This window comes from Paenibacillus zeirhizosphaerae (genome assembly GCF_030705605.1).
Classification (GTDB): domain Bacteria; phylum Bacillota; class Bacilli; order Paenibacillales; family Paenibacillaceae; genus Paenibacillus; species Paenibacillus zeirhizosphaerae.
In genome coordinates this window covers 105,636-125,090 of sequence record NZ_JAPCKK010000030.1, presented here as the reverse complement: position 1 = coordinate 125,090, position 19,455 = coordinate 105,636, and the positions used below count along the sequence as shown (strand labels likewise).

Genomic DNA, 19,455 nt, shown 5'->3' with positions numbered 1-19,455 from the left:
GAATAATCATCTAGTCAACGGATAGTTTTTGTGAAATCAAGGTTCCTAAAACAAGCAAAATGCATGATGTTATGTAATGAATCATTAACATACTTAATCATATACGGAATAAAATCCTCTTCCTTGGTTTCCTTCCCTTTCCCTAAGCAGTATACTAGTTTGTAAATTATGGATTTGAAGAATACATAGCTATTTCGCAAAAATGCTAATTCAAATAAAGGGGAATGTCGCTGCCATGATATCCAAAAAAACAGATCGCAAATCTTTACGCAGGCTGCTTCTTCAGGCCCAGCATCTGCTGCGGGCTCCTTCATCCTCACCTCCGCAGCCTGCTTCCGTACAGTCCGTGCTGGACATGATTCGTTCGCTGGTGGCTGTGCAGTTGGACCCCGTATCCGCCGTTGCTCCGAACCAGCATCTCGTATTCGCAGCACGTATGCCGGAATATCGGCCGGAAATGCTTGAACAACTGCTGGCGGAGCATAAGGTCTTCGAGTATGTTGCCAACGCGGCTTGTGTCATGCCGATGGAGGATTATCCGGTGTATCAGCCTGTACGCGAACGGAAACGTGCGGCTGTCCAAGACAGATTGGTGGAGCTTGAACCGGTCGTAGAAGCCGTGCTTGCCCGTCTGCAGACTGATGGCTCCCTCCCTTCCCGTGCCTTCCAATCTGCTGCTAAGGTAACAGGGTATTGGGAAAACCCGAACAACATTCCAAAAACCAAAGATACCTCCCATGCACTAACCCTGTTGCTGGATGCCGGTATGATCCGTGTCGTTGGGCGGAGGGGCACAGAGCGTTTCTTCGCCCTGACGGATACCACCGTTCCTGCCGAGCTGCGGGAAAAAGCTGCCGCAGCGGACCCGGCAACCGTTCGCAGCGAGCTGCTGGATAAATATATACAGGCTTACAAAGTATTCGACGCTCAGGACCCTCGTCTTGGCTGGGTGAAATCGTCCGCGTCCGAGCGTAAAGAATGGATTCAGTCGCGGCTCCATGACAGGCAGTTGGTCGCCCTGGACATTGAGGGTGTAACAAGACCCTATTATATGGCTGCTGCCGATGTAGAAGTACTGGAAGAGCTTTCCGACCAATCCGGCACCGGCGGAAACGAAGGCAGTCCGGTGATCTTTTTACCTCCCCTGGATAACTTGTTATGGCGCAGGGAACGGCTTGCCGATTTATTTGATTTTCATTACAGATGGGAAATTTACACCCCTGCGCTCAAACGGCGGTATGGTTATTACGCGATGCCGATTTTGTACGGGGATGAGCTTGTCGGCAGGATGGATCCTCGTCTTGACCGCAAAACCAATACGTTAAGCGTTCCTCTTTTACAGTTGGACGAACATATTCAAATTACGGATGAGCTGCTCGCCGCCCTGCGCAGTGGGTTAACGCGGTTTGCGACTTCTTTTCAGGCAGACTCTGTCGTAGTGGAAAGAACAGAACCACCTGTCTTGAAAGAGAGTCTGTCTATGTAACCTCGTTTCAGGCTTGTTTCAGGGGGGTTACGGGCATTAGAATGATGATAAAAGGCATAGAGCAGGACAGGAGGACCTCATGTACAGCTACGAATGGGAACAACTGCAAACCAAACTGCCGCAATGGGTGGAAGCAAGCCGGAAACAGCATGTTCACGGCCAGGTCGCCGCTTATATTCCCGAATTGTCCAAAGCCCCGAAGGACGCGCTTGGAATTACGATGATGGACGGCAGAGGTAACACGGTAATATCTGGTGATTGTGGCTGTGTTTTTACCCTGCAGAGCATTTCCAAAGTGTTTACCCTCATTCTGGCTTTGATGGATAACGGTGAAAATCTGGTTTTCTCCAAAGTTGGCATGGAGCCAACAGGAGACCGCTTTAATTCCATGCTCAAGCTGGAGCTGGTGGAGCCAGGTATTCCGTTTAACCCGTTCATCAACGCGGGTGCCATAGCCGTCTCTTCCCTGATTGCAGGCAATAGCATCGAAGAAAGATATGCCCGTATTTTGCAATTTTTAAGGTTACTGGCCCACAATGACCGCATGGATTTCGACCAGGACGTATATGAGTCAGAATCGGCGACAGGCCACCTGAATCGCTCGCTCGCTTATTTTCTGATGGAAAAAGGCATTTTAAGGGGCAAAGTCGAGGATGTGCTGGAAGTGTATTTCCGCCATTGCGCGGTCAACGCAACCTGTGCCGATCTTGCGCGCATGGCTCTAGTTCTCGCCTATAACGGCTACGATCCGATCCGAAATACTCAGCTAATCCCGCGCCGTTATGTGCAAATTGCCAAGACATTCATGACGACCTGCGGGATGTATGATGCGTCTGGCCATTTCGCCATTCAGGTAGGACTGCCCGCCAAGAGCGGAGTGTCAGGCGGCATATTGACAATGGTACCCGGACGTTACGGCATCGGCGTCGTGGGTCCGGCGCTGAACCGGATGGGCAACAGCACAACAGGCGTCCATCTGCTGGAAACGCTGTCAAGAGAGCTGGACTGGAGCATGTTCTAAATGCTTCAACGCAGAAGTATCCCTTCACCTTCCGGTTGAGGGATACTTCTCAGTTATATTCATTTACCCGTTAGACTTAACTTCCAGCCTGATCCCGATATTAAACGGATCCTTTACAAACAAGCCGCCAGCACGTTGTGTCAGCGAATAACCGCTTTCGGTCAAGCGAGTCACAACTTCATCCAGTGCTGTTTGATCAGGCAGCCGCAGTGTAAAATAGTCGATTCCCGCAGCATTCTCAGGCACCGGCGGTGCACCTTCCCCCGCCCATGTATTCAAACCGATATGGTGATGATATCCGCCGGCAGAGATGAACAAAGCCATCGAGCCATAGCGGGCTGTAATATCGAATCCCAGCAAATTCACATAAAATTGTTCCGCATCCTGCAGATTCGATACATGGAAATGGACGTGACCGATGACCGTACCCGCAGGCAGACCTGTCCACTGCATATGATCAGAGACCGCCAGCAGACCTTCCACATCCACCGGATCGGTTCCCATCACATAATGCCCTGTGCTGTCGCGTTTCCATGTATCACGTGGCCGGTCAGCATAGAGCTCAATACCGTTATTATCCGGGTCGCTTAGATAGAGGGCCTCGCTAACCGTATGATCTCCCTGCCCAACCGGAATGTTGTTGCGGATCAGGTTGCGGACGACAAGACCAAGCGATGCGCGATTCGGAACAAGAATGGCAAAATGATACAAACCTGCCCCGGACCGTTCCGGCAGCACAAGCGCGTCATCGATTTCATGCAGAATTACAAGCGGTTTCATCCCATCAGCAGTCATCTCGGCTCGGCGTTCCTCCCGTTTTAGCAGCTTAAGACCGATAACTTCAGTATAAAAGGAAATCGAGCGCTCCAAATGTTTAATTTTCAGGCTAACCAAGCCAATATCCGTTGCTGGATGAATTTGCGGCTTCATCATATACCCCTGCTTTCATTTTTTTGTTTACATAATATTTATTACGTTAAACAAAATATTTTATTATCCACACCAAAAGTGTATCTGTGTGATAAAACTACCACCTTACTATTGGAAAGTCAATGATAAAACTACCCCTTCTCTTGCTGCATTACGTAGTATTGCCGAAGTCCTTGGTGTTCCACTCGCTTTTTTATTGCTGCTACGGATTACAGCCAAAGCCGTCTGTTCGCGTTTTGCTGCTGCCAAAAAAAAGAGCCGATACCGGCTCTTCCCGCTTTCTGATTTGATTTACGATTTCACGCTTGGCTCAGCTTGCCTTCTACACAGCTCAGCCGCTTTCTGCACGGAACGGACGATACCGCCGTAGCCTGTGCAGCGGCACAGATTGCCGCACAGCGCCGATTCGATCTCTTCCTGAGAAGGCGATGGATTTCGGTCCAGCAGCGCTTTGGTCGATATGATCATGCCTGGGGTACAATAACCGCATTGAAAGCCGCCTTCTTCCACAAACGCCTGCTGAATCGGATGAAGATCGTCCATCGGTTCTTCATGTCCTTCATATCTGCGCTCTGCATCCACGCTCAAGCCTTCAATAGTAGTAATACGCCGTCCCACGCATTGATAGGCCATCAGCAAACAGGCGTTGGCCGGTTCCCCGTCAAGCAGCACCATGCACGCTCCACATCGGCCTACTTCACAGGAGATTTTGGTGCCCGTCATATTCAAATCCACTCGCAATATATCCAGCAGCCTTCTTGAAGGCGGGATCTGCATTTCGATGTTCTGACCGTTAATCACGGCATGCCAGATACAGATTTGCTCATTCATTAGCGCTCCGCTCCTTCCTTAACAGCCAGCTCTACCGGACGAAGCAGCAGCTCACGACTCACTGGCAGCCTGTTCACCCGTACGCCCGTCGCCTGATGAATGGCCGCCGCTATGGCCGGAGCCAGCGCAACGGAACCAATCTCTCCGATGCCCCGCGGTCCGAATGGATCTCCCTCAGGCAGCTCTTGAATCGCTTCAACCTCCAGGGAAGTATGAACATCGCTAATCGTCGGGATCATGTAGGTATCCAGATTTGGCGTCAGATAACGGCCACCCGCCATGATGGCATCTTCAGTAAGTGTGAAGCCAAGCGCCATGACGCTGCCGCCTTCAATCTGTCCGAGGTACCCCATTGGATTGATCACCGGACCCGCCGCCACTACATGCTTCGTATCGAGCAGCCTGACCTCTCCGCTCAGCGTGTTCACTTCCACCTCTGTAATGACGGCAGCATAGGTATATAAATAATGGCCGCCGACAATGTGATCCGGCGTGGTTGGATAATCAAATTTAGTATCGAATATAAGTTCTTCACCAGCCGCCGCTGCGATTTGGGCATAAGTAACAAGAGGAATACCGCTGAATTCCTGAGTGGTGTTGCAGTCTCCCCCATGTTCCGCAGACATTTGCCATATGCCTCCCGGCCCTGTGACGAGTCGTTCCTCCGGAATGCCGGTGAGCCTGGTGGCAATGGCCCTGATTTTGCTGATAAAGGGAGTTCTCAGCCTTTGCAGCGCCATCCACGCCATGGTCGTGGACCGGGAAGCGGTGCTGGAGCCGCTGTGGGGCACCCTGTCCGTATCCCCAATGACAATGCTGAGATCTTCCGCAGTACAGGCGAAAATATCCATCAGCATAATTTCAAGCGTTGCGACAAGCCCTTGCCCAAATTCCTCATAGCTGAAGGCTGCTTCAATTTTGCCCTCGATCGTAAGCGACAGCCTGCCTCCGGCAGGATCGGGTATACCATAACCCAGGCCTGCACCGTGCATGGCAATCGCGGCTCCAATGCCTTTTTGGACCCATGGCAGGTGCTCCTGACGATCTAGACCTTGCTTACGCTGTTGCCATAGCTCGGATTTCTCCACAGCTTCCCACACCTGCGCCAGCCCTTCGGTTTGCAGGATGCGTTGTCCCAGCGGACCGGGGTCAGAGCTCGCGCGCAAATTCAAACGGCGGAATTCCCATGGATCCATTCCCAGCTTCCCGGCCAGTCGATCCATCTGTCCCTCCATCGCAAAGATCGCCTGGTTGCCTCCAAATCCCCTGAACTCCCCAGAAACTCCATTGTTCGTATACACAGATACTCCTTCAATATCTACGTGGGGAATATTATAGGGGCCCATGCTGTGCTCTGTTGCAAAATTCAGCACAGGCGCTCCCAGAGTAGCATAGGCTCCAGTGTCCGCCGTAATCCGCACCTGATGAGCGAGCAGCTTCCCGTTCGCGTCGGTTCCTGTCCGCATCTCGATCTTCATCGGGTGACGTTTCAAGCCTGCGCGAACTGATTCCTTTCTGGAGTTATGCATTTTGACCGGACGACCGCAGCGTAACGCAAGCAGGGAGCCGTAAGGCTGCACATTCAGCTCATCCTTACCGCCAAATGATCCGCCGATCGGACTCGAGATCACACGAATCGACTCCTCAGGCATATCAAGAATCCGGGAAAGCTGCAGCCTATCCTTATAGCCATGCTGTGTCGCGGCATATACCGTCAGACGGCCATCCGCTTCCGGTACAAAAAGGCCGCCTTCGGTTTCCATATAGGTATGCATCTGACGCGGGGTGTAGTAAGTCTCTTCAACCATGTGCGCACAGGTTCGGAAAGCTTCTTCCACCGAGCCTCTTTTCACTTCCGTCCGATGAAGGACGTTCCCCTGTGAATGCAGAAGGATAGCATCAGGTGCGAGGGCTGTTTCGGGTGAATCCATTACCGGCAGCTCTTCATATTCAACGGAGATGAGAAGCAGGGCGGCTTCGGCGATTTGCGGGCTTTCGGCGGCAATGGCAGCAATGGCATCCCCTGTATAACGTACGACGGTACTACAGAATACCGGCTGATCCGGTGTAGCGAGTCCGAACAGGTTCATCCCCGGCACATCGCGGTAGGTCAGGACTGCTTGTACTCCTTCAAGCCGCTCCGCCGCTGACGTATCCACGGAAAGAATACGCGCATGCGGATACATGCTGCGCAGTACGCGTCCGTATAACATGCCGGGAAGAGACAGGTCCGTTAAATACTGCAGCTTTCCCGCCACCTTATCCGGACCGTCCGGACGTGTATACCAACGCTTACCGCTGTTTTCACGATTCAGCAGCATGTGATCACTTCCTTTTTACTTAGACTTGGCTTGCAAGCTTATACAGTTCCGCCGCCAGCAGATTCCCTGCTGTCATGGCTCGGTATTCAGCCGAAGCAAAAGCATCTGTGAAGGTTTCAAATTCCTCTTTAACCGTCTGAACGAGGCTTGAAAGATCGGTGAGCCCGTTTTGCAGCAACGCCTCGGTGCGGACAAGTCTCATTGCAATGCCTGCTCCCCCGCCTGCCGCAGCAGTTACGGGACTCCAACGCCCGCCGCTGTCAGGTCTCCCCATGAAGGCTACGGTCACTAATGAGGGAGTGAATGCTTCTCGTCTGCCGATTTTTCGAAACCGAAAAACCTCCTCACCGGATTGTATAGGAATAAGCACCCGCTGCAGAATGGCCTCCTGCCCGTGTATGCCCTGACGAATCCTTTCCAGCCAGTCTTCTATCGCTATCCGGACAGGGCCATCTTCGGTATGCCATTCAAGCTGGGCCCGCAGCACAAGCAGCGCGGGAATCGAGTCTCCAATGCCTGAAGCAATATTGCCGCCGATGGTGGCAGTCGTCCGAATAGAAGGGGCGCCGATCAGGCGTGCTGCTTCTGCCAGCAGCGGAGCGTTGACAGCCAACAGCGGATTACGGCAGCATTCTGCCAGACTGGTCAGAGCTCCAACCGATAACATACCGTTGTCCAGACTTATTCCCTGCAAGTTTGCAATACCGTTAAGGGCTATAATGTGCTGAGGCAAAGGAACGGCATCTCCCTCCCATTGGGTGCGCAGAAGCGTTCCGCCCCCAACGTAGCAAGAGGTTCCTTCCGAGGTATTTTTCCAATGCATCGCTTCCTCGACAACTGCAGGAATCCGAACAGCGGGTAGCGGACATATTACAGGATTTCCGTTGCTCATATTCCTTCAGCCTCCTTCTTCATAATCAAATTCAGATCCTCAGGCGTATCTGCGTCGAGGAATATATGCGAGGGCAGCGGAACCCCGATTCCCGCAGAGGAGGGGCGGTTAATCAAAGCGCCTGCCCCTTGATCCCCTTCAAGGGATCGGAGTTTGCTGAAGAATCCGCTGGCCAGCAGCACCGGCGGTTTGGCTGTCCCCTGATCGGATGCAGCGACATAATCTACCTGCTGATTCGCTTCAAAATGCTCCAAAAGCGCGTTGATATGCTGACTCGCAACCAAAGGCTGGTCGGCGAGCAGAATTACCGCCGCGTCACTTTGCAGCGCCGCGACGGCCTGGATGCCGCACTTGAGCGAGTAAGCCATGCCTTTGTCCGCGTGGGGACAAGCGATATAACGGATACGCTCAGCAGCCCCCGAACCGCCGCTTGCCATCTGAAGCCATGATGGCGGCAATTCCGAACGCCCGATGACCAGGATGGGATCGAGCCGGGAAGCAGCAGCCGCTTGCAGAACACGGGAAGCAAGGCTGGTTCCGTCTTGCAGCGGCAGGGCTAGCTTATCACGTCCCATGCGCACGCTTCGTCCAGCCGCGAGCACTATTCCGGCTGCGTTCATAGCGCGCCCCTCCTTTTGGCTGCTCAAGCTGCTTTCCCCGCCGCAAGGCGATCAGCTCTGCCGTAATGCTGACGGCGATCTCCTCCGGCCCGTCCGCACCAATGGCAAGGCCGACGGGGGAGTGCAGATTTGCCGTTATTATCAGTCCCTCCGTCAGGCGTGTCGTGCGGTCCTTGGAGCCCATAATGCCTAGATATGCATATTCCGCAGCCTGCAGAAGGGCGAGAAACTCCTTCTCCCGCTGGAACTGGTGGCTCATTAGCAGCACATAATCACTGCTGCGGATATTGAGCAGCGCAAAGATTTCAGATGGAAATCCGTAGACCAGCTCCGCACCCGGGAACCGTTCCGCTGTCATCAACGCCTCTCGCCAATCCGCCACGGTGACCCTGAACCCGGCCCCTGCAGCGAGGCGGGATACTGGAACGGCATCCTCTCCAGCACCTACCAGAATCAGCCGGGGCTTAGGTTCATAAGTATGGAAGTACACAACTGGCCAAGGAGCAGCAGCCTCCTGCGGAGAGACAGCTTTGCCCAATACATATTCCGCCGTCCCATTGTCCCAATCATACCGGCGTGTCAGCATCACTTGCTGTCCTTCAAGGAAGCAGTAGTGCATCTGTTGCATCACCTGTTCAAGCTTGCCGGTTACAGGCTCCAGTACGATATGAAGCAGCCCTCCACAACCGATATTCTCCCCCCAGGACAGGTCATCCTCCGGCCGCATATCATAGGGGACTCGCTCTACTTTTCCGGTGCTTAGCACTGCTTCAGCCCACCCCAGCAGGTCACTTTCCATACATCCAGGACTGATGCTCCCCCAGATGGAGCCCCGCTCGCCAAGCAGCATCGAAGCCCCTTCCTTCCGGTAAGCATGCCCGTCAATGTATACGACGGTAGCCAGTACCTTGCGTTCCGGGCTGTTCACCACTGCTGCACATAAGTCTGCCATTTCCATCGTACACTCCTCCTCTGCCTGGTTTACGGATTGCCTTTTGCTACAAGGCTTTCACCAAACGTGCGATCGATTTATCCGCTTCCTTCAAAACCACGGCACGGTCCATCGTCGTTACTCTGCGGTTCTCAAAAACAATGCTGCCGTCGACCATGACTGTATCGACATTGCCCCTTGTAGCGGAGTAGACAATTCGGGAATAAATGTCGGTATCATAGGATGGATAGGTATGGAAATCCTCCAAATCCAGCAGAAGCAGGTCGGCCTTTTTGCCGACCTCCAGGCTGCCGATTTCACGGCTCATGCCCAGCACCTCCGCCCCGCCCATCGTAGCCATACGCAGCACTGTGCGGGCATCCATGGCTGTAGGTCCGTGCGATACCTTTTGAATCAGCGCGGTCAGCCGCATTTCCTGTAACATGTCGAGGTTATTGTTGCAGGGGGCCCCGTCAGCTCCGATCCCGACGTGAATCTGACGGTTTAACAGGTCTGGAATCTCGGCAATACCGGAAGCAAGCTTCAAATTGGAGCCCGGACAATGGGTAACCTTGACACCCCGTTTGCGGATGATCTCCTTCTCTTCCTCGCTCAGCCATACGCAATGGGCCAAAATCAGTCTGGAATGCGCCAGCCCGATATGATCGAGGTAGACGATATTGCGCATTCCCCGTTCAGCCTCAACAAGAGCAATTTCCCCTCGGTTTTCCGAGGCATGAGTATGCACTCTGACATGATATTTGGCCGACAGATCCCTGACCTGCTTCAGCAGCGATTCGGTACACGAAACGACGAAACGCGGACTGAACGCGTACTGGATTCTCCCACCGCCGAAGCCGTTCCATTTTTCAAGCAAATCGACACTTGCGCGGATAGAATCCTCCGTCTTCTCGCGCAGCGGTTCCGGAACCTCATCCCCGTGATCCATCATCACTTTGCCCGAGATGGCCCGAATTCCGCTCTGGGCGATTGCCTGAAAAGCCGATTCCGTGTGATGCACCGTCTCCATATCAAGCACCGTTGTCGTTCCGCTGGCCAGCAGCTCCCCAATGCCCAGTAGGGCGGAATAATAGACCGACTCCTCGTCATGAGCCGCCTCGAGCGGCCAGATCCTTTTCCGCAGCCAGTCCATCAGCTCCATATCATCCGCGCGTCCCCGAAACAAGGTTTGGCATAAATGAATATGTGTCTGTATAAAGCCGGGCAGCAGCACCTTTCCTTTCGCGTCTATCACACGCTCGGCTTCCTTCTCAAGGTCCGTTCCAATCTCCGCAATCAGGCCGTTTTCAACATATAAATCCCCGACGAATACATCTTCGTCCGCATTCATGGAAACGATCTGTGCTCCCTTAATCAAAGTACTTGCCATATGTGTCTCCCCCTTTATGAAATGACAACAGCGTATGTCATTTCCCTGCATACACGTCCAAAGCCGCCTGTACCGCTTCCCCGGCCGGAAGCCGAAAGCCGCAGCGCAGCAGGACCGCTTCGAGCGCGCCGATCACCTGCAATACATTGGTTTGCCGGCAACTGAAGCCCATCGTGCCGACCCGCCAGATTCGGCCCTTGAGCGGTCCGAACGAACTGGCAATTTCAATGCCGAATTCATGCAGGAGCATAGATCTCACCTGTTCGCCATCAATGCCCTCGGGAATCTGCGGGCAGGTTACAACCGGCAGCTTGCTCGCCTGATTTCCGTAAAACTCCAGCCCCATGGCCTGCAGCCCCGCCATTAGCGCAATCTCATTTCTGCGGTGTCGTGCGAACCTCTCCTCCAGCCCCTCCGTCAACACGAGACGAAGTCCCTCATACAGAGCGTACAGCATGCTGGTCGCCTCGGTATGATGATTGAGGCGCATAGGGCTCCAATAATCCTGAAGCTGGCTAAGATCAAAATAGTTGCTGCGGATCGCATCCGTGACCGGACGTGTTGCCGATCTGCCAACAGCCGGGTCGGCCAGCCCGCGTTCAATCCGCTTACGGCTGAGCAGCTTCTGCTCGGACCGGCTGTTGTACGTAATAGGCGCCATGCCGGAAGGGATGGAGAGACATTTCTGCGTGCCCCCGATCACCGCGTCCAACATCCATGCATCCGCTTCCACCGGAGTGCCGCCAATCGTGGCCACGGCATCAACAACTAACAAAATGTCCAGCTCTCTGCAGGCCTTCCCGATCTCCTCCAAGGGCTGCATTTGTCCGGTGGACGTTTCCCCATGCACGATGGCAACCAGATCCGGCTTGAGATGGTGTATGGTTTTAATAACAGTTTCCGGATCAAACACTGTGCCCCATTCCGTTTCAATGACACTGACTTCGGCACCGCAGCGTTCCGAGATTTCCGCGAGCAGATGTCCGAAGCGTCCAAAGATGGGCACCAGCACCCTGTCCCCCGGCCGGATCAGGCTTACGAGGACGGCTTCAAGACCTGATCTGGAAGTGCCGTCCACCGGAAAACACCATTCATTGCCAGTGCGGAACAGTTCCCTTAGCATGGACATCGTTTCGTTCATCAAGCCGGTAAACTCAGGATCGAATTGTCCCAGCACCGGATATGACATGGCCCTTAGTACACGCGGGTCGACCTCCACAGGACCAGGGGTCATAATGGTTCGCAATGAAGGGGATAATTCTTTGTAAGTACTCATAAATCTACACTCCCGTAGCCCAATTGATATAACATGTCTGTAAGTATTTTGAAACCGCCCTTTAAGGCCTCAGGCTCCGTGTACTCCGCTGGATTATGACTGATTCCATGACGACTCGGGACAAAGATCATGCCTGTCGGACAAATCACACTCAGGATCTGCGCATCATGGCCTGCCCCGCTTGGCATCATCCGGCTTTCCAGTCCACGCTTCTGGCATATGTGCTCAAGCTCCCGCACAATCCGGCCATGCATCGGCACAGCCGCGGCCCGCAGTCTTTCGGCCGCCGCAAGACGAATTCCCTCGGTGTCCGCAATATGGATAAAGCGCCGTAAAAGCTCATCGGCAAACTGCTGCAGAACCACGTCATCCGGGTGACGGATATCCAGTGTAAAGGTAACGCTGCCCGCCACCACGTTGGATACCCCCGGCGCAGAGCTTACAGAGCCGACAGTCGCCACCAGCGGATCTCCCGCCAGCAGTGCGGCTTCCCTGGTCACGGCGATCATCTGCGAGGCAGCGGCCAGCGCATCCTTCCGCCACCGCATCGGCGTTGTTCCAGCATGGTTCGCTTCCCCCTGCAGATGAATCTCATATCGGTGCTGGCCCACGATGGCGGATACAACACCCGCCTGCTGGCCCATTTTTTCCAACACAAATCCCTGCTCAATATGAAGCTCCACATAAGACTGAAGCTTCATGGAGGGGATTCTGTACAGGCTATCGGGTCCAAAACCGCATCGTCTGGCAGCATCCAGCAGCGTGATTCCGTCCTTGTCGGCAAGCTGCCCGTCGGCCTCCCAACTGCGGATGCCAGTGATGCTGCCGGATCCCCAGTAAGCCAGCGGAAAGCGGCTTCCCTCCTCTTCACAGAGAGAAAGAGCGATTAATGTACGCTTTGGCGGGCCGTATGCCTTCTGCAAATACGATAGGGCCAGGGCTGCGGCTGCTACCCCTAAAGCTCCGTCAAACGAACCGCCGTTTACGACGGTGTCAATATGGGAGCCTGCGGCCGCTGGCGAAAGAGACAGATCCGTTCCCTCCAGCCTGCCCGCAAGATTGCCGGTCTGGTCGAATGAGGCTTCAAGCCCCTCTTGTTCCATCCAATGACTTAGCGCCTGCTGCGCTTCCAGCCAGGCATCACTATACAATAGGCGGGTAACCCCTCCTTCTGGATCTCTTCCGAACTGAGAAAGCCAATCCAGCATTTGCGGCAATCGTTCACTGTATTGATCCAATAATTGCTGTGTCTCTTCAACTGATTCGGCACTATCTTGCATAGGCTGTTCCCCTCACACCAACACTGCTCTTCTTTCCGGGAATGTAGCTTCCCCTGCGCCCGTCAATAACCCCCGTACCACGCTCATATACCTGATAACCTCTGCAAAAGGTTGCGGCTATCGAATGGGAGAATGCATACCCGCTATAAGGGCTCTGCTTATGACGATACAGCAAATCTGCAGGCTGCAATACAAAGCTGTTACTGAAATCAACCAGCGCAAAATCAGCATCCTTGCCCACCTCAATCGAGCCCTTACGGTAGGCAAGCCCCGTTCTCCGGGCCGGTGCGAAGGCAGTCGCTTCAGCAATGCGCTCTAAAGCAATTCCGCGCTTGATATGACCTTCCTCAATCATGATGGGCAACGTGCTCTGCGCCCCCGAAATGCCGCCCCATATTTCAAAGTAATTTTCCGACAGCTTCATTTCAGGCGGACAAGGCGAGTGGTCCGAAGCAATGACATCTATAGAGCCGCTGCGGAAGGCTTCCCACATCAGCTCCCGATTGGCCTGATCCCGCAGCGGGGGAGCACACTTGGCGACAGCTCCGATACGAACCGCATCCTCATCGGTAAGGCATAAATAATGGGGACAGGTCTCGGCCGTAACATTCAATCCTTCCGCCTTGGCGGCATCAATAAGCTCAAGCGCTTGAACGCTGCTGATATGAACAAAATGCAATGCGCATCCTGTATGTCTGGCATACAGCAAAGCACGGTTTACCGCCTCTGCCTCCGCAATCACCGGTCTTGAAGCAAGATAGGCCTGCATGTCTGTGCTGCCCTCGGCTTGCAAGCGTGCCGCCAGCTCCTTCGTAATGGCTTCGCTTTCCGCATGAAGCGCCAACAGCCCGCCCAATCTCGCGATTTCACGCATCCCTTCCAGCAAGGTTACATCGTCAGCTCTTGCAAAAATATCTTCTCCCTCTCCGCCTGGTTCGGACATAAAAGCCTTGAAGCCGACTGCCCCTCTGTCGGCCAGTCCGGCGAGCTCATCCTGATTGCCGGGAACAAGCCCTCCCCACAATGCATAATCTACATAGGAAGCTCCTTCGGCCCGGTCCAGCTTGAGGGCGAACGCCTCAGCGCTGACGGTTGGTGGAACTCCATTTAGCGGCATATCCACGTAGGTTGTGACTCCCCCTGCGGCCAGCGAAGCGGAACCGGATGCAAACCCTTCCCACGAGCCCAGCCCCGGCTCGTTAAAATGCACATGGATGTCCACCGCCCCAGGCAGAACGGTTAGTCCGGCCGCATCATGTATTCGCTCCGCTTCCGCCTCCGAATCCGTGAACCTCCCAATAGCTGCGATCACTCCATCTTTTACGGCGATATCCGTCTCCTGGCAGCCGTCAGGCAGAACGACGATACCTCCCTTGATAATAAGATCATATGTTGGAGACATCCGCTTCCCCCCTTTTTAATCAGCTTCCCCGATAAGTACTGTAGCCTCCCGGCGCAATCAGCAGCGGAATATGATAATGCTGCTGCGTTTCGGTAACCCGGAAACGAATCGGTATCGTATCCCATAATGTCTCATCTGAGATCCCGGAATCATAAGTCTGCTTCAGATAAGCCCCGGCTTCGAATCTGAGCTCGTAGACTCCTTGCTGAACGCCCTCTCCTTGGAGCAAGGGAACCGATGTACGCCCATCTTCATTCGTCATGCATTCAGCCGCAAGCTCCAAAATCCCGTTCGCAGAAGCACGATGCAGCTCTATGCGCATTCCTGCTGCCGGTTTTCCCCGCCCTGTATCCAGTACGTGGGTTGTAATCCGTCCCATCGTCAAGACAAATTCACTCCTTGCTGCTTATTCAACCAATCCTCTAGTCTGAAACCTGCGATCCGGCATACCTGCTCCACCGCCGTCCGCCGCTCATCCGCTTCCGAATGATGAATGCGCCGTTTAGCGGCTTCAATAATGGTTGCCGGTGTATGGCCTTTGACGGCCAGAATGAATGGAAAAGCAAATTTCTCGGTATAACGCCGATTCAGCTCTATAAGCTCCTCATATTGACCAGGGTCCAATGAGTCCAGCCCCGCCCCCGCCTGCTCCTTCACGGAGTCTGAGCTCATCGTCATCCTCGTGCCCAGATCGGGGTGATTGCGCAGCAGCCGCAGCACAGCTTCCGGCTCCGCCTGTTCTACAATTATTTTCATTACTTCAAACATATGTGAAGGAGACGTAAATGGTCTTTGCTCCCATGCCTGCTCCGCAATCCACGGCGAATGCTCAAATAGGGCGCCGAAGGCATCTGTAAACTGCGTTAGATTAAGACTGTTAATATATTCAGTCACCGCCATATCATTCATCTTCATGGCCTCCATTGCTGCTTTGATTAAACGTATTGTAAAACCGGCACTCTGACACAGCAATGTTAATAACACATTATTGTTACTTAAACTAACATTATGAAATAATTTTGGTCACTGTGCATGATGAACGTTTATTCGGTACGCTTTTGATCAGCCGATTGGAGGAATTTACGGAAGGTAAAAGCCATCTTCAGCTTCAAAAGGTCATTGTTCTTCTTGAAATCCATCTGCAGCAGGCTCGCGATCTTATCCATCCGGTAGGTGACGGTATTCCTGTGTACAAAAAGGCGCTTGGCAGCTTCATTAATTAATCCGTCATGCTCTATAAAAGCTTCCAGCGTCAACATCAGCATATGATTCGCTTCCCCATCCCGCAGCAGCGGCTCAAGCAGCTTGTCGCAGTAATTGGACATGACCTCTGCCGGAACATGCTGATACACATAAGCAAACTCCAGCGTGTCAAATTGCAGTGCCGTATCCACCATGCCGAACCTGATCGCAAGCTTGCGTGTCTCCAGACACTCCTGATAGGCCTCCCGAAGCTGGGACAGTCCGGGCTTCATTTTGCTGATCCAAAACCGAGGCTCGGGTTCCCTCTTGGCGCGCTGGCCTTCTATCACATCGCTGAACCGGCTGGTCAGAAACTTCACGAGCCTCTCCCCGCTGTCTTTCCCGGCCGGGCAGCTATAGATCGACAAAATCCCCTGGTCTACATGAAAATGATGGGCCGAGCTGAGCTGCATCAGCGGATTATATTGAAGCTCTCTGTGTAACTGTTTCAGCAGCTTTTGCGAAGAAAAGGCCGTAGGCTCCAACGTAGTGAGCACACATTGGTAGCTTTCATCCGCAAGGGACATCCCTTTACCCGCAGCAAAGCCCGCCAAATCGGAGGAGCTGATTTTACCGTTCAAATACTGCATCATGACCGCCTTCATCTCATCCTGCACGGTCGGGTGGATGTGCTCTCGGTAGGTCAGATCCATGTAGTAGGCCAACACCTCGGCGGCCTGCTGATACAGCCCTTCCTCGGATCTTGGCGAATGCGGGGACGCAGTGAATACAAGGAGGAAGCCGTATTCTTCATCCTGCTGTCTAATCGGAACACGGTGACATAAGCCAGCCCGCCATTTAGTCTTGGAATATACCGGCTTCCACGGCCAGCCCTGCATCAACCCCGGCTGCGGCCCTTCATCACCGTTAGCAAACAGGACATGACCTCTTGATCCGATCACGGCAAGGCGGCATCCAAGCACCTCCGAAAGTCCTGCGAACACATTGGGGTCCGTGCCCTTTCTCAGAGCAAACTGCATTAACCTCTTCTGCTTCTCAACGATCGACTGCAACGCCTTTGTGCTGCGATCGTACTCAGCCCGGAACAGAGCATCCATCTGATCGGAAAAGGTAAATTGAAAAGGAAGCTCAAGCAGTGGGAATTTCAGTCTATCCGCTTCCTCGATAACCGGCTCGGGAATTTGCTGCCAGAAGCGGCCTAGCTTAACCCCCAGCCCCGCACAGCCGCGTTCATCCAACCGCTGCAGCAGCCGCATCGCAGCCTCTTGGCTGTCCTTAAGTATGAATCCGGTCGTGAACAGCATTTCACCGTTTTTAATCCAGTCCGCTATATCGGGCGCATCCATAACATTGACCGACTTCATCATTCTCGATGTTCCTTCAGCACCGGCTACCAGCTTGGCTTCGGAGAGGGGATAAATGCTTAAAGCCTCTTTAACAGTCAGTCGCATGACGATACCTCCCTTTTAATTATCACGAAATGTAATATATACATTTTAGTTTTGTTAGTTATTATAACATCGATTTCTGGAAAAAAACTGACATAGCTTCTTAATTTTATTTTCCATAGCAAAAAACCGTGCCTACCCTTATGGGCGGCACGGTTTTGCTTTGCAACTGGCTGTACAGCACTATTAAGCTTTCGGCTGAATCATTTTGGCCGGATCAACGTACTGATCAAACTGCTCTTCGGTCAAAAGGCCGCTTTGAAGAGCAGCTTCCTTCAAGGATAGGCCTTCTGCGTGGGCAAGCTTGGCGATCTTGGCCGCATTCTCATATCCGATGTATGGATTCAATGCGGTTACAAGCATCAGGGAGTTATGCAGGTTATGTTCGATCTTCGCCAGATTTGGCTCAATGCCGACCGCACAGTTGTCATTAAAGGCAACCATGGAATCAGCCAGCAGATATACAGATTGTAAGAAATTATAGATGATTACAGGCTTGAATACATTCAGCTCAAAATTACCCTGGCTGGCGGCAAATCCAATGGCAGCATCATTCCCCATCACCTGTGTCACAACCATCGTTAACGCTTCGCTCTGGGTAGGGTTCACTTTACCAGGCATAATGGAACTGCCCGGTTCATTGGCCGGAATCGTGATTTCGCCGAGGCCGCTGCGCGGGCCGCTTGCGAGCCAACGCACATCGTTGGCAATTTTCATCAAATCGGCTGCCAGTGCCTTCACCGCACCATGCACTGCGACTACCTCGTCATGACTGGTGAGCGCGTGAAATTTGTTCGGTGCCGAGATGAACGTTTTACCCGTGAAGCTGGAAATCTCGGTCGCCGTCATCGCTCCGAATTCAGGATGAGCGTTAATACCTGTACCCACGGCCGTTCCGCCGATGGCCAGCTCCTTCATGTATTCGACCGTATCGGTAATCATGCGGGCGCTCTTATCAAGCATCGCCTCCCAGCCGCTGATTTCCTGGCCCAGGGTTAATGGCGTAGCGTCCTGCAAATGAGTACGGCCGATTTTGATGATGTCCTTAAACTGTTCCGATTTGCTCTGGAACGTCTCCTTCAGCTTTGCTATAGCTGGCAGCAGATGATCCTCTACCGCAATGACGCCGGCGACATGAAGGGCTGTCGGGAACGTGTCGTTGGAGCTTTGCGACATGTTCACATCATCATTCGGATGAAGGCGCTCCTCCTTCCCTTGCTGTTCAAGCCATTGACTGCCAAGGTGCGCAATGACCTCGTTCACGTTCATATTGGACTGTGTGCCGCTTCCGGTCTGCCATACGACCAGCGGAAAATGATCATTCAGCTTGCCTGTCAAAATTTCGTCAGCAGCATAGACGATCGCATCCTTTTTGTCGGCCGACAGCTTACCCAACCGATGGTTGCTGATCGCCGCACTCTTCTTGAGCACTGCAAACGCATAAATGACCTCTATAGGCATCTTTTCCGAGCCAATTGGGAAGTTCTCCTTACTGCGCTGGGTTTGGGCACCCCAGAGACGGTCTGCTGGCACTTTGATTTCACCAATGGTATCTTTCTCGATTCGGTAATCCACTGCAATTCCTCCCTCATCGTATGTACTGCATCATCTACAGAATTCATGACTTCCTGTCACATTATACCGCATATACGGCTAATCTTCACCGTTTTTTGCAAGCGCTTTTTTCATGCATTCTCATCAAGCATCGCCGGAATGTTGATTTCTTTCACACAGGATGCTCTGGAGAGATGAATGACACATTTGACCAGTGAAACGATGTCCTGCACGGGAATTTGTGTCCCCTGATAGGCTGACCAGACTTTCTCCACCCCGTCTTCATAAGGAACCTGGGTTGCAATTTCTCCCGGATTGATAATGGTTACCCCGATTCCGTACTTCTTCACATGCTCCCTTAACGAATTGCCAATACCACGCAGTCCAAACTTGGAAGCCGCAAATGACACTTGGGTGAAATGATTGTTCTCAAGCCCGGCAGTCGAACCGATCAAGATGATTTTTGCGTTATCCGATTTTTTCAGATTGGGAAGCAGCTTTTGGATACAGGTAATGGCGGACACGACATTGACATTTAGAATATTAGCGATTTCAGCGGGATCATCCTGCTCAAAATCATAGTCCTCTCTGAAGCCATTGCTCTCCCATATCCCCACATTATATATAAGTACATCTAAAACAGTATCCTTGAATGCATTGGCTATCTCATTGCCCGCTTCGACTGACGCGAGATCTGCTTTAATCCAAAATCTGTTCACTTCATCATCAAGCCGCAATGATTCGGGATGACTTCTGGAAACCATCCATACATTGTCTCCCGCCTCGGGTAATCCTTTAACGAAGGCTTCCCCCAGCCCTTTACTCGCTCCGAAGATCATAAGATTCCTCATGGTTTCTCCCCTTTGGCAA

Annotated in this window: 17 protein-coding genes; 2 read left to right on the top strand and 15 right to left on the bottom strand. The window is 52.9% G+C overall.

What is annotated here, in order from left to right; all coding sequences use genetic code 11:
* The first annotated feature begins 235 nt into the window (after positions 1-235).
* Positions 236-1,486: a winged helix-turn-helix domain-containing protein gene (locus OIN60_RS18495; RefSeq protein ID WP_305756343.1), complete on the top strand. Its 1,251-nt coding sequence runs from the start codon at positions 236-238 to the stop codon at positions 1,484-1,486.
* Positions 1,487-1,565: 79 nt separating this feature from the next.
* Positions 1,566-2,507 (top strand): glutaminase A, encoded by a 942-nt coding sequence (glsA, locus tag OIN60_RS18490; RefSeq protein WP_305756342.1) that lies wholly within the window; start codon positions 1,566-1,568, stop codon positions 2,505-2,507.
* 63 nt (positions 2,508-2,570) lie between these two features.
* Here the strand turns inward: glsA and OIN60_RS18485 are convergent, their stop codons facing one another.
* The 15 genes from OIN60_RS18485 to OIN60_RS18415 form a co-directional block, all read right to left on the bottom strand.
* A complete protein-coding gene (locus OIN60_RS18485; RefSeq protein ID WP_305756482.1) occupies positions 2,571-3,437 on the bottom strand; it encodes a VOC family protein in 867 nt (288 codons plus the stop codon).
* Positions 3,438-3,728: 291 nt separating this feature from the next.
* Complete coding sequence (locus tag OIN60_RS18480) at positions 3,729-4,268, bottom strand: (2Fe-2S)-binding protein (protein WP_305756341.1); 540 nt, start codon at positions 4,266-4,268, stop codon at positions 3,729-3,731.
* Positions 4,268-6,589: a xanthine dehydrogenase subunit D gene (gene pucD / locus OIN60_RS18475; protein ID WP_305756340.1), complete on the bottom strand. Its 2,322-nt coding sequence runs from the start codon at positions 6,587-6,589 to the stop codon at positions 4,268-4,270. Before pucD ends, OIN60_RS18480 begins: the two co-directional genes overlap by 1 nt.
* Before the next feature lie 19 nt (positions 6,590-6,608).
* Positions 6,609-7,481, bottom strand: coding sequence for an FAD binding domain-containing protein (locus OIN60_RS18470; protein ID WP_305756339.1), 873 nt, complete (start codon positions 7,479-7,481; stop codon positions 6,609-6,611).
* Complete coding sequence (locus OIN60_RS18465) at positions 7,478-8,101, bottom strand: nucleotidyltransferase family protein (RefSeq protein ID WP_305756338.1); 624 nt, start codon at positions 8,099-8,101, stop codon at positions 7,478-7,480. The genes OIN60_RS18470 and OIN60_RS18465 overlap by 4 nt, the downstream gene beginning before the upstream one ends.
* Positions 8,046-9,059 (bottom strand): XdhC family protein, encoded by a 1,014-nt coding sequence (locus OIN60_RS18460; RefSeq protein ID WP_305756337.1) that lies wholly within the window; start codon positions 9,057-9,059, stop codon positions 8,046-8,048. Before OIN60_RS18460 ends, OIN60_RS18465 begins: the two co-directional genes overlap by 56 nt.
* Positions 9,060-9,099: 40 nt before the next feature.
* Positions 9,100-10,422, bottom strand: a complete 1,323-nt coding sequence (locus OIN60_RS18455) for a 5'-deoxyadenosine deaminase (RefSeq protein ID WP_305756336.1) — start codon at positions 10,420-10,422, stop codon at positions 9,100-9,102.
* A gap of 37 nt (positions 10,423-10,459) precedes the next feature.
* Positions 10,460-11,698, bottom strand: a complete 1,239-nt coding sequence (locus OIN60_RS18450; protein WP_305756335.1) for a pyridoxal-phosphate-dependent aminotransferase family protein — start codon at positions 11,696-11,698, stop codon at positions 10,460-10,462.
* Positions 11,695-12,978, bottom strand: coding sequence for a M20 family metallo-hydrolase (locus tag OIN60_RS18445; protein WP_305756334.1), 1,284 nt, complete (start codon positions 12,976-12,978; stop codon positions 11,695-11,697). Before OIN60_RS18445 ends, OIN60_RS18450 begins: the two co-directional genes overlap by 4 nt.
* Positions 12,968-14,380 carry an allantoinase AllB gene (gene allB, locus OIN60_RS18440; protein ID WP_305756333.1) on the bottom strand — a complete coding sequence of 471 codons (1,413 nt, stop codon included), beginning with the start codon at positions 14,378-14,380 and terminating at the stop codon, positions 12,968-12,970. Before allB ends, OIN60_RS18445 begins: the two co-directional genes overlap by 11 nt.
* 19 nt (positions 14,381-14,399) lie before the next feature.
* On the bottom strand, positions 14,400-14,759 hold the full coding sequence (gene uraH / locus OIN60_RS18435; protein WP_305756481.1) for a hydroxyisourate hydrolase: 360 nt from the start codon (positions 14,757-14,759) through the stop codon (positions 14,400-14,402).
* Between the two features lie 2 nt (positions 14,760-14,761).
* Complete coding sequence (gene uraD, locus OIN60_RS18430; protein ID WP_305756332.1) at positions 14,762-15,289, bottom strand: 2-oxo-4-hydroxy-4-carboxy-5-ureidoimidazoline decarboxylase; 528 nt, start codon at positions 15,287-15,289, stop codon at positions 14,762-14,764.
* A gap of 134 nt (positions 15,290-15,423) precedes the next feature.
* Complete coding sequence (locus OIN60_RS18425; protein WP_305756331.1) at positions 15,424-17,034, bottom strand: PucR family transcriptional regulator; 1,611 nt, start codon at positions 17,032-17,034, stop codon at positions 15,424-15,426.
* 183 nt (positions 17,035-17,217) lie between these two features.
* Positions 17,218-18,606, bottom strand: a complete 1,389-nt coding sequence (gene fumC, locus OIN60_RS18420) for a class II fumarate hydratase (protein WP_305756330.1) — start codon at positions 18,604-18,606, stop codon at positions 17,218-17,220.
* Positions 18,607-18,716: 110 nt separating this feature from the next.
* Positions 18,717-19,436 carry an SDR family NAD(P)-dependent oxidoreductase gene (locus OIN60_RS18415; protein WP_305756329.1) on the bottom strand — a complete coding sequence of 240 codons (720 nt, stop codon included), beginning with the start codon at positions 19,434-19,436 and terminating at the stop codon, positions 18,717-18,719.
* Positions 19,437-19,455 lie beyond the last annotated feature (19 nt).